This is a genomic window from Aminobacterium sp. EBM-42 (genome assembly GCF_001896635.1).
Taxonomy (GTDB): domain Bacteria; phylum Synergistota; class Synergistia; order Synergistales; family Aminobacteriaceae; genus Aminobacterium; species Aminobacterium colombiense.
Genome location: NZ_MPPC01000007.1, coordinates 17,137 through 28,481, shown reverse-complemented (window position 1 = coordinate 28,481; position 11,345 = coordinate 17,137). Strand labels below are relative to the sequence as shown.

General features: G+C 42.7%; 11 protein-coding genes. 2 read left to right on the top strand and 9 right to left on the bottom strand.

The genetic code is table 11. The annotated features are described in order from the left end of the window. Window positions 1-8 precede the first annotated feature (8 nt). Genes BUC50_RS01620 through ppnP form a run of 4 tightly spaced genes read right to left on the bottom strand, consistent with a single transcriptional unit; the run spans window position 9 to window position 3,311 of the window. A complete protein-coding gene (locus BUC50_RS01620) occupies window positions 9-1,319 on the bottom strand; it encodes a TRAP transporter large permease (RefSeq protein WP_013049134.1) in 1,311 nt (436 codons plus the stop codon). Window positions 1,320-1,334: 15 nt separating this feature from the next. Then, window positions 1,335-1,856, bottom strand: a complete 522-nt coding sequence (locus BUC50_RS01615; RefSeq protein ID WP_083775814.1) for a TRAP transporter small permease subunit — start codon at window positions 1,854-1,856, stop codon at window positions 1,335-1,337. 45 nt (window positions 1,857-1,901) lie between these two features. Beyond that, on the bottom strand, window positions 1,902-2,978 hold the full coding sequence (locus BUC50_RS01610; RefSeq protein ID WP_013049136.1) for a TRAP transporter substrate-binding protein: 1,077 nt from the start codon (window positions 2,976-2,978) through the stop codon (window positions 1,902-1,904). A gap of 15 nt (window positions 2,979-2,993) precedes the next feature. Next, entirely contained in the window at window positions 2,994-3,311 is a 318-nt protein-coding gene (gene ppnP / locus BUC50_RS01605) for a pyrimidine/purine nucleoside phosphorylase (RefSeq protein ID WP_013049137.1), read from the bottom strand. Window positions 3,312-4,012: 701 nt separating this feature from the next. Here ppnP and BUC50_RS01600 point away from each other — a divergent pair. Together BUC50_RS01600 and BUC50_RS01595 are read left to right on the top strand one after the other, a co-directional pair. Beyond that, on the top strand, window positions 4,013-4,675 hold the full coding sequence (locus BUC50_RS01600; RefSeq protein WP_013049138.1) for a GntR family transcriptional regulator: 663 nt from the start codon (window positions 4,013-4,015) through the stop codon (window positions 4,673-4,675). A gap of 209 nt (window positions 4,676-4,884) precedes the next feature. Then, window positions 4,885-5,952 (top strand): AI-2E family transporter, encoded by a 1,068-nt coding sequence (locus BUC50_RS01595; RefSeq protein ID WP_213700628.1) that lies wholly within the window; start codon window positions 4,885-4,887, stop codon window positions 5,950-5,952. A gap of 166 nt (window positions 5,953-6,118) precedes the next feature. On the opposite strand, the gene BUC50_RS01590 is transcribed toward BUC50_RS01595, so the two are convergent. From BUC50_RS01590 to BUC50_RS01570, 5 genes are read right to left on the bottom strand one after another with little or no spacing between them, the layout of a single operon-like run. Continuing rightward, entirely contained in the window at window positions 6,119-7,333 is a 1,215-nt protein-coding gene (locus BUC50_RS01590; protein ID WP_013049140.1) for an aminotransferase class V-fold PLP-dependent enzyme, read from the bottom strand. Between the two features lie 32 nt (window positions 7,334-7,365). Further along, window positions 7,366-8,427: a 1-aminocyclopropane-1-carboxylate deaminase/D-cysteine desulfhydrase gene (locus tag BUC50_RS01585; RefSeq protein WP_013049141.1), complete on the bottom strand. Its 1,062-nt coding sequence runs from the start codon at window positions 8,425-8,427 to the stop codon at window positions 7,366-7,368. 57 nt (window positions 8,428-8,484) lie between these two features. After that, entirely contained in the window at window positions 8,485-9,855 is a 1,371-nt protein-coding gene (locus BUC50_RS01580) for an FAD-dependent oxidoreductase (protein ID WP_013049142.1), read from the bottom strand. Between the two features lie 45 nt (window positions 9,856-9,900). Next, window positions 9,901-10,818, bottom strand: coding sequence for a dihydrodipicolinate synthase family protein (locus BUC50_RS01575; RefSeq protein WP_013049143.1), 918 nt, complete (start codon window positions 10,816-10,818; stop codon window positions 9,901-9,903). A gap of 56 nt (window positions 10,819-10,874) precedes the next feature. Then, the gene (locus BUC50_RS01570) at window positions 10,875-11,342 is read right to left on the bottom strand and encodes a RidA family protein (RefSeq protein ID WP_013049144.1); all 468 of its coding nucleotides are present in this window, start codon (window positions 11,340-11,342) and stop codon (window positions 10,875-10,877) included. Window positions 11,343-11,345: the final 3 nt, after the last annotated feature.

The following is an 11,345-nucleotide window of genomic DNA, read 5'->3' as shown; positions in this document are numbered from 1 at the left end:
TTGTCAAATTAAATGAGCAACTTCGATAAACCCACAGCTATTTCCGGGAAAAAGGCCAATAAAATGACGGCCAGAATTTGTAGGCCCATGAACGGCACGCTAGCTGCATAAATATCTGAAATATCAATATCCTTAGGAGTAGCTCCCTTAAGATAAAATAGGCTGAAGCCAAAGGGAGGTGAGATATAAGCCATTTGAAGCAACATCATAAATACGAGTCCCCACCATAGAGGATCGAAGCCCATTTTTGTCATCAATGGAGAAAGGATTGGAGCTGCAAGCATAATCATGGCTGTGGGTTCCAAGAACATTCCAAGAAAGAATACAAAAATATTCGCAGCAATGAAAACTCCCCATCGCCCACCAGGAAGGGAGGTCGCAATAGTCATGACAAGCTGGTTTCCACCTGTTCCGGAAAAGACAGAACCAAAGGCAAGAGCTCCAGCAACAATCCATCCCACCATAGCGGTTATTTCAAGAGTTTCCCATGCTGACTCCGCTACCATCTTCCATGTAAGACGGCGGCTCATCACACCAAGCATCAATGCCCCTGCTACGCCAACTCCCGCAGCTTCTGTAGGAGTCGCCGCTCCTGAAAGGATGGAACCCAAGACAAGGAAAATTAAAATAGTAGGAAGGATAATTCCTTTAGAACTTTTTATTTTTTCTATAAAAGTTGCGCGATCTTCTTCTGGAAGAGCTGGACAAAAGCCCTTGTCAAGAAATGATCTGGTAAGGATATAGACACAGTAAAGAAAAGCAAGAAAGAGACCGCATGTTATTCCTCCAGCAAAAAGACCACCGACTGATACTCCCGTTATAGCCCCATAAACCACCATAGTAGTGCTTGGCGGAATAAGCTGTCCAAGGGTTCCTCCCGCAAGAACCGACCCCAAACTGACTTTTTTATTGTAGCCATATTTCAACATTTGAGGCAAACCGATGAGTCCCAGTCCGATTACACCTGCGGCAACAACACCGGAAACTGCCCCCAAGATGGCTCCTACCACTATAGTCGTAACAGCCAATCCACCTCGAACGCCTCCAAACCACTTATAACAGGCATCATAGATATCTTCAACAACTCGCGTTTTTTGCAAAATAAGGGCCATGTAAACAAATAGAACAACAGCTATAAGAGCGAAGTTGTTCATTGTCCCCCATACAGCCGTTGTTAGAAGAGATACGCCGCCAAAGCCCCAGAGACTCCACGCAAAAATAATACTGATAAAACAGAGAGAAAAAGCAATGGGAATCCCTAAGGCTAAAACCGCAAAAAGAACACCAAACATCGCAAGAGGTACATATGAAATGGTCATGTTTTCTCCTTCTTTTTACTTTCCCCGGCACTCCCGGATTTTTATGCTGAGATTGCGAAAAGATTGCACCATAAGCAGTAGCGTTCCTACAGGAACAACTGTTTTAAACCACCAGATTGAAGGATTGAATGCTGTTTGATGCATGGATTTTTCACCTATCATAAAGGATTGCCATGCCCATGGAACGCTGATGTAAATGAGAATAATACAAACGAATAGGATGACACACTCTGAAACAATCTCAAGACGAATTTTACCTTTAGGAGAAAGATATTTTTCTAAAATATCTACACTTACGTGCTTTTTTCTTGCGTGGCAATACGCTCCTCCCATTATGGCCTGAATACCAAACATAAAAAGAGATATTTCGAAACTCCAGTCAGGCATGTTGTGAAAGACATATCTCATGAAAGCGCTGTAAACTATAACTACGGCCAAAGGAAGTGTCAGGTAGGCTAATAATTTATTGATCTTTTCCATCAACGGAGATTCTCCTTTCGAGCAATTGCATTGAAAGGCAGAGTGAAGGTTGATCATTAAGAACCCCACCTTCACTCTGTCAAGAACAAAGATTACTAATTGCTACTGCCCATATCCATAAAATCTTGCTTCTTCCTCGTAACCAAGCTCATGGAGTACACGGGCATATATCTCTAAATACGCCTGACCATTGGGAGCCTTTTCAACATATTCTTTATAAACTTTCATTCCGACTTTCTGCATTTCCTTAAAATCTTCTGCAGGGAGACTTACGACTTCCACACCGCTTTCTATCCACTTTCTCTTGTAAAACTCATCACTAGAATGCATTTTCAGGGCAGACTGATATCTGGCATGATCCATTGCTAGAAGCACTATGGTCTTTAGATCTTCTGGAAGAGCTTCCCATTTCTTAGGATTCACTGTGAGGAATTTGCTTGAAGTTGCTCCAATATGAACTGCCGGATCAAGAGCATACTTTACTACTTCATGGAATCCCATTTCCATATTTTCCTGCCAGTTTGTCCACTCCGCTGCATCGATGGTGCCAAGCTGAAGTGCAGTATAGATTTCAGGACCAGACAATGATACGGCAGAGGCTCCTAAAGCCTGGTAAAACTGTGTGCCCATTCCGCTTGTACGGATATTCATTCCCTTAAAATCCTGAATGGACTGAATAGGTTTCTTAGCGAGCATTAAGGGTTCTGGTGTGCAGGCGTCAAAAGTTCCGAGGAGCGTAAGGCCGTGTTTTGCATAAAGTTCTTTCATAACTGGATAAGCAGCCCTATCAAGATACATAACTTCATGGTAGCTGCGAATAGGACATCCCGGACGGGTGGCAAAGGCTGCAAACATAGGATCTTTACCAGTCCAGTAGCCTGTTGAACACATAGAGAGTTCTACAATGCCGTTTTTAATAGCATCAAAAGAATCGAAAACTGGAAACAAAACACCAGCACCAAAAGGTTCTATTACAAGTCTGCCGTTTGAAGCCTTATTAACCATTTCACAAAATTCTTGAATGATCTTGTAGTCTTCCGTTCCCGAGAGAGAATGGGTTACCGCTCTCCACTTGTAAACAGTGTCAGCTGCTTCAGATGTTTCTGGGTTCATAAAACCACATGCCAAGAACAACGCGACACATAAAGCAAAAATTCCTATCTTCGACGAAACTTTCATTTTTTCCCCTCCCTATTAATTGTTGGAATAACTGCAAACATACTCTACAATTTCTTTGCATTGCAGCTCAAATGAGGTTGATGCAGGGAGCACGTAAAATTCCCCTTCTCCATACCGTACCCAGCTGCAGGAAGGATGGATCTTAACCTCAATGAAGCCCGAGGTTATCTCTACTTTTTCTTCCCCATCTGTAGAAAAAGAATAACGACCTGGCAACAGAATTCCTATCGTCTTTTTCATTCCTTCTTTTGTCCAGAAAGTTCTGCTCGTAACTTTTCCATCGTTATAGACATTTGCGTTGACAGCTATATCCACGTTTTTAATCACGTTCATACACATAGCCCCCCTAAATTTATGCTGAAAGCAAGAGTCAATTAATGCCGAAGTTTTGATATACTTCATGGTTTCCGCGTTTTCCACGCAGGGTTTCTAAAACTCCAATTAAAATATTAATTGATTCAAATTAAGCACCTTTTGGAGATAAACGCTATTCTGTCAAAAGAAGCATGTCTTGTGCAGATGCAAAGAAGCGGGAGATCATTTGAAATATACGTGTTAGAATCATTTTGTATTCTTGGGATACAAGGTATTCATAAGTTATTTATAGCGTATTTTTACCTTTTGTCAAGTTTTGAAATTGGCAAGTGTGGCAATTTAAATGAGATGTATCTTAAAACTGTTTAAACAAATACATCTGGTGATGTGAAGATATTCTTTGACAATTCACTTATCTAACTTTAAAAGATAGTTTTACTTTTTGCTTTACTAACGTTTTTAAAATGAATAATTCTTGACAAGGCTGCTGGCATCTTTTAGTATTCAATGGATACAGCAACTTGAGTAAAACTAAAAATTGAGGCTTGTAAAGAAACACAACGCTCAACATAATTGCCAAACTATACTTTTTTTGAAAAGAATTGGTACAATATTATAAAAAACAAAGATGGTTTTTGTTTTGTTCGAAAAGCTGATTGTATAGGGGCTCTCAATGGGCCGCCTGTATTAATAAAAACCCATGTTGGGGGGAGTTCTTGTTGAGACACCGTTCGCAAGTTCAATCATCTGTAGATTATGCGTATAAGGAACTGCGCCATAAGATTATGAATAAAGAATTTAAACCTGGACAGCGCCTTCCGGAAATCGCTATTGCTGAGCAGTTAAATGTAAGCCGGACCCCTGTGCGGGAAGCCTTTAGGCAATTGGCGAATGAGGGGCTAATTAACATTTTCCCTAACGAGGGAGCAAGCCTGGTAAACCCTTCGAAAGAAGAAATAGAGAACACCTTCGAAATGAGGGCCTATCTGGAGTGCCTTGCCATTAAAAAAGCTGTGCACCGAATTACTCCACTTCAGCTCTGCATGTTAGAAGAAGAAATTCAGAAAGAAGAAAGCATCTTTGCCGCAAAAGACCTCGATAAGTATCTGGAAATCAATAATGCTTTTCACAAAATCATCGCAGAGGCCAGCGGAAACGTGGTTTTATACGAATTTATAGTAAGCGTGCTCTCTCGCTCTTTTGTATATCTGGTTCTTTTTGAGTCGTTTTTTGATTTTGGAGGAAATCCAAGCCTCGATGAACACAGGGAAATCGTTAAGGCATTGAGAAACCGTGATGAAGAAAGAGCTGTTGAATTGATGCGGGCACACGTTCTCACTTCTGCCGAGGGGATCCGCGACGGAAGTGGTGCCAGGTCTTGAAAATGTGCAATTGTGTCAGAAGTATGCAGTAACGGGAATGATGAGAGATAAGACAGGGGCTGCTCGATTGAATTGAGCGGCCCCGTTTTGATTTGTTGCTTTGTGCCTAGATAGTGAAATCATGCACCAATGCACATTTTCAAGACCTGGCACCATAGGGTAAAATAGGTAGACTTAATAAGTTGAAATACTGTTCAGGGGGGCACAAAATGACCTTTTCCACTGATAATAAATACGACTCCAAAGAAAAAGTACAAGTCGTCGGTCGATATGGATTGCGAAGCCAAGTTTTCTTTTTGGGCTTCCTGAGCATTGTTGCTGCGGGGATGGTATTGCATTTTGCCAGAGGAGTCGTGATGCCGCTTGTAGTAGCCTGGCTTATTTCTTACATTTTCAAGCCAATGATCCGCACCCTTGAGCGCAAAAAAATTCCGCCTGTTCTTTCTATCACCGCTCTTATAGCGGTTTTTCTTGGGCTTTGCCTATTGGCATTGAGCTTTCTGTACAGGCGCTTAGTTCCTTTTGCAAACGCTTTCCCTTCGTATTACGATAAGCTATTGCTGCTCGTGCAAGAATTCGGAAAAACAAATGACATTCCTACCGAGCTTTTACTTGAGTTTGATTGGGGGAAACGGCTTACCGCTTGGCTGATTACTTTGCCTGGAACAGCCATATCGCTCGTTAGCAACCTGTTTCTCATGATCGTTTTTCTTGTTTTTATCTTATTAGGGTCCCCCACCTCATCGGACAAATTAAATAGGGCCTTTTCACCTAAGACCTCTGTGCGTGTGCAGCAAATTATCGACTCCATATCAAAACAAATCGGGAGATATTTGACCACTGCAGTCGTAATCAGCGCAATGACGGGGATAGCCGTATGGATGGCACTGAAGCTCATAGGCGTGGATTTCTCTGTAAACTGGGGGGTTTTAGCCTTTCTGCTTAACTTTATTCCCTATATTGGATCGATTTTGGCATCCATTCCGCCCATTCTTGTGGCATTAGTAAAGTTTTATCCTGATTTTACACCTGCCATCATAACGGCTTTTGCATTATTGTCTATTCAGGTGGGTATTGGCAATTTACTGGCTCCAAAGGTTATGGGAGACGCCCTTGATATTAACCCCATTGTGGTGCTTGTTTCGTTGCTCTTTTGGGGATGGCTGTGGGGAGGCGGTGGTGCTGTTTTGGCCGTTCCCATTGCAGTGGTAATAAAAATCGTATGCGAGAATATCCCTTCTCTCCACCCCGTTGCGATTTTCATGTCGTCAAAGTAATCGGTGCCAGGTCTTGAAAATGTGCAATTGTACCAAGAGAATACAAAGGGGGCGGCTTTAAGCCGCCCCACTTTCGGAGAGGAGTTGCTGCTCTTTGCGCTATACAGAGAAGGAAGCTTTTCTTTTTAGGGGTATTAATTGTGAAAACATGCGCTTATGCACATTTTCAAGACCTGGCACCATTTATTGTTTCGATTAAGGCCTTTTCTATCTTCTCCGCTATTTCTTTGTTCATATTTATAGAGTAGATCCTGACTATTCCCTGGTTGACGTAGCGATCACGTAAATAGATATTCTTTAAACGCATCTTTGCGCATATCTCATACGCACTTATGCCGGTGATTTTTTCATCCACATTAATTTCAAGGGTGGGGTAAGAGCATAGACAGTATTCGGATTCAACAAAAGTCGCGCTAATGCCAGGAATTTTCTCTATTTCTCCTTTTATTCCTTGCAACAACTCTATAAGTGATGCCTCTTTAGCCACAAAAGCTTCTACGTTTAGATTCTGCAACGCTGTCAACAGACCTACAATATTTTCTTTGCTCACTTTCATGGCGCGCCCTATTCCATGGCTTGGAGTTCCCCGGAATTTATCTTTTGGTATGAAAGAGCTTGGCGGGTTCCATTCGTCATAGGCTTCTGATGGGGCTTCCAACATTTGGATAGCAGCAGAAGCTATGAGATCTTTGCGACCGCAGAGGATGCCGCTGTTCTGAGGTCCGCGGATTCCCTTGCCGCCGCTGATGCATACCAGATCGGCCCCCATGTCTATAAACTTATGAAGGTTTTCTATTGGAGGAATTTCTGGAGCAGCATCTACAATTACAGGGATATTATACTTTTTGCCAACTTCGATAACCTCTTCGAGGGACGGATGGCTTCCTGTTCTTACAACATAGGCAATGGCAGCTGTTTTTTCTGTGATCATAGATTCAATGTGCCATTTATTGGTGATATATACAGAAAAAGGAGCAACTGGCGCGTGGGGGATTCCTACGCCAATAAGTTTGGCGCCAGCTGCCCGTATAGCATGGGTATATCCGCTAATCTGGTGGCAAGGCATTATGACTTCGTTCGGCATGTCGGTTGTATCGGGCAGCCGATCCATACGAGCCACATCGTAGCCACAAATACATGCTGCTGTAGCCAAAGTAAGAGCTGCACAGGCTCCACCTGTTACAAGCCCCGCTTCAGCATGAGTTTTTTCTGCGATGATCTTAGATGCGGCTGCCTGAAGCTGATCCAGTGGAACAGAATACTTTGCTGCCTCATCCATGGCATCCAAAGTTTCTTTCTCCATAATGGCGCCGCCGTATCTTGTGAGGGGCCCATCCACATTGATAATCGGTTCTATTCCAAATTTCTCGTAAATTGTCATGGCTACTCCTCCATTACTAAATTTATGATTGGTTACTCATAAATCGTTCCGGCAGTTTCCCGGCCTGAAAATAGGGCAGGAAGACCGCCCGTATGCCAAAATAGAACGCGGCTTCCAGAGGGTATCAATCCTTTTTCTAAATAATCAAGAAGTCCGGACATGGCTTTTGCTGTGTATACTGGATCTAACAGCACCCCTTCGCTGCGTGCTACATGTTTAATTGCTTCCGTGCTTTTCGGGGTAGGCACATCATATTCTCCGCCATAGTCAAAGCTGACATGGATGTCGCTTTTGCCGAAAGATAAATCTACCCCTAGGAAATGCGCTGTATCCCTACATGCATTCAAGATGTCGTCTTCCATAGTAGGATGCATGCCCGAGGTGCAATATCCATATATCTTCACTTTTGATTCAAATAGTTTTTTTGCCACGAACAGTCCGGCATAGGTTCCCCCGGCACCAAGGGGGGTTACGATGTAATCAAGATCATCCAGGGTCATTCCCAAATTCTGTAATTGATGAACAAGTTCAGCCATGGCCCATACATAGGCCGCATGGCCTTTTGGGAAAGGCGCTCCCACCTTGAGGTAGAAACAATTATGACCTGCGTCTTCGAGCTCTTGTATGCGTTTTTTGCGCATTTCCTCAGTTCTGTTGAGCCCGTCATAAAGGTTCTCTCCCTCATTTAATTTGATAAGGTGAACTTCGGCTCCTAGCGTTTTATCTAATAACAAGTTGCCTTGGCATTCAGTAGGGATGTTGGGCCCAAAGAGATAGAGAATCGTTTTGAGTCCGCATTGTACGCATGCTGATACCATCTGTCTGCACCAATTTGATTGGATTGAAGCGCCAGTGATAATATAATCGGCTTTCGCCGCTAAGGCGTCAGGAAGAACGAATTCGAGTTTGCGAGTTTTATTCCCCCCTAATTCGATCCCCGTCAAGTCGTCCCGTTTAATGAATAGTTCTATGTCATACTGGCGAGAAAGTCTTGGGAGCTTATGCAGAGGGGTTGGAAGGAAAGCCAGATTGACCCGCGGCAAAGCTTCCTTTAGTTGATTTAGCGTTCTTTCTATTTCTTGAATGTCTTTCATTATTTGATCTCCCCTCTTATCAAGAGATGTTTTTGCAGTCTGCCCTGGTTGTTAGGTCTAATCCCTTTTTAAAACTACTTTTTTCACTGCCTGGCTGGCCGCAATCAAGATAGGATCGTAAACAGGGGCTACAGAGGGAGCATATACCAAATCGACCTCTGATAGTTCGGCGACTGTCATACCTGCTGTTATTGCCGTTGCAAGCAAATTTATTCTTCCTGCGATAGATTCACTGCCTATTGCCTGGGCTCCAAGAAGTCTTCCCGTATTTTTATCGAATATAAGCTTTATGTTGTTGTCTTTTCCCCCAGGATAATATGACGCTTTATCCTTTTTCACTATTTTCGCCTCTTCTGGCAGAAATCCGGCTTCTCTCGCCTGATCCACTGTCAATCCCGTTGATGCTATATACAGATCGAAGACTTTTGTGATCTGGGATGCCAGCACTCCTTTAAACGTACTTTTATCACCCGCAATATTTCCTCCGGCAATTCTGCCCTGCTTATTGGCAGTTGTTCCGAGAGGGACATAAGTTTCTCTTTTTGTTATAAAATTAAAGGTTTGCACACAGTCTCCACATGCCCAAATCGACTCATCAGAGGTTTTCATGTACTCATCTACAACAATAGCGTTTTTAATTCCTGTTTTTAGTCCAGCGTTTTGAGCCATACTGGAATTTGGCCTCACACCTATGGAGACAATGGCCATGTCTGTGTCAAATATTTCACCGTTATTTGTTTTGACCCCTACAACATTGCCATTTTCACTTATAATCTCGCTTACTGTTGTTCCGGTATGCAAGTACACGTTGTTCTCTTCTAAGTTTTTCTTCACCGCGTTGGAATATTCTTCGTCAAGAAGAGGCAGAAGCCGTGGCAAAGCTTCAACAATTGTGACCTCTATGCCTAAAAAGGATAGCTGCTCCGCCATTTCAAGGCCAATGAACCCTCCACCCACGATAAGAGCTTTTTTCACATTTCTTTCTTTAATCGCGTTTTTAATAGCCATTCCATCCTCGACGGTTCTAAGGAAGAACACGCCATTGGCATGAACGTGGGGAATATCCGGTATTATTGGTGACGCTCCCGTCGCAATGACAAGATAATCATAGGGAACCTTGAAAAACTCATTTTTTCTTAAGTCATAAACATCTAGGGTTTTACTGTCTGCATCAATTTTAGTTACCTCGTGATGGATGTATGTGGAAATATCCCTTTTTTCTTTTAATTCATCTGGGGTAAAATCCGCCAACTTGCCTTCCGTTTTAACAAGATCCCCTATGTAATATGGCAATCCGCAAGCACCATATGCTATGAACCCTGTTCTTTCGTACACAGAGACTTTTATGTCAGGATCCATTCTTTTTGCCTTCGAAGCAGCACTCAATCCAGCGGCTGTTCCACCAATAACTACCAGATGCTTCCCCACCTTGGTTCACACTTCCCTTCTAAAACCTTACGTGACTCTTTATAATTATTTGCCGTTGCCATACTTTTCTAATACGCCAAGTTCACCCATTAACTTTTTGAGCTCATCAAATTTGGGCCCTACAAAATCAGAATAGGGTTTTCTCAAGTGACCACCCGGCAAGCCCAGGATCTTCAAAGCAGCCTTAATGACGATTGGGTTAGACAACTGGTAAAGACTTTCAAGAAGCGGAAAGTATTTAAAGTAGGTTTCTCTGCATGTTTCCATTGTTTTTACGCTATCCCACGGACGGGAAAACAACGCGACTTCCTCAGGAATGATGTTCCCTCCGATATTAGCTGTTCCGTTTCCGCCAATAGCAAGGGTGGGAATGACAATTGAATAGTTTGGATAATCGCAACAAAGAATATTAATTTTATCGCCACACAGACGTTTTACCTGCACCAGTTGTTTTACATGAGGCATGGCTTCTTTATCCACAACAAAGTTTGGGTGTTTTTCAGAAAGCCTGGCAATGGTACTTGCCTCTACAAGAACTCCTATTCTTGATGGGTTGTTATAGATACCACAGGGAATATTAATGGAGCCCATGCATGTATCAAGATGGTCATAGGCTGCGCCTTGAGGAATCAGCACATATGGCGGTACCGTAAAAATAACGCCGTCTCCACCCTCGCCTTCAATATACTTCGCAAATTCAACACTTGACTCCGTAGTATTTGACGAAGCATTGAAAAAAACTGGGATTCTTCCCTTTGTCATTTTTATTACTTCTTTGACGATCGCTTTCTTTTCTTCAATAGTAAGCAGGCTTGTTTCGCCACATGATCCCAAAACAAACAATTGGGATGTTCCATACTTGATTTGTCTTTCAATAAGAATTTCAAACCCGTTATAGTCGATAGTGTCGTCAGACTTGAAAGGAGTGGGCATTGCCACCCATGAACCAGTAGGTTTAAACATAAGAAGTGCCTCCATTTGTATTTAAGTTTTAGTCGTAATCTATTTAAAAAGTACCGCTAATCTTCTTTTTTTATTTCAACAATCAAATCTAATTCCACAGACGTATTAACAGGAAGCTCTGCTGTGCCAATTGCGGATCTGGCATGTCGGCCAACTTCTCCCCAAAGTTCTACTAGCAGGTCTGATGCGCCATTAATCACCTGCGGCTGCTGATAAAACCCTGGTGCGCTATTAACATAGCCCACTAATTTGATTATTTTCGTAACTGCATCGAGGGTCCCAAGCTCTTTTTTCAAAGAAGCCAGGCAGTTGAGACATGCATCCCTAGCAGAGAGTACTCCTTCTTCTAAAGACACTTCTTTTCCAACTTTACCCAGGTACCTTCTTTCCCCGTTGATCAACGCCGTCTGTCCAGAAGTAAAGGCCATATTCCCAGAGATTTGAACCGGAACATAAGAACCGCCAGGAGTTGGGACATCAGGCAAAACAAGACCTAATTCAGCAAGCTTTTTTTCAACATTCATATA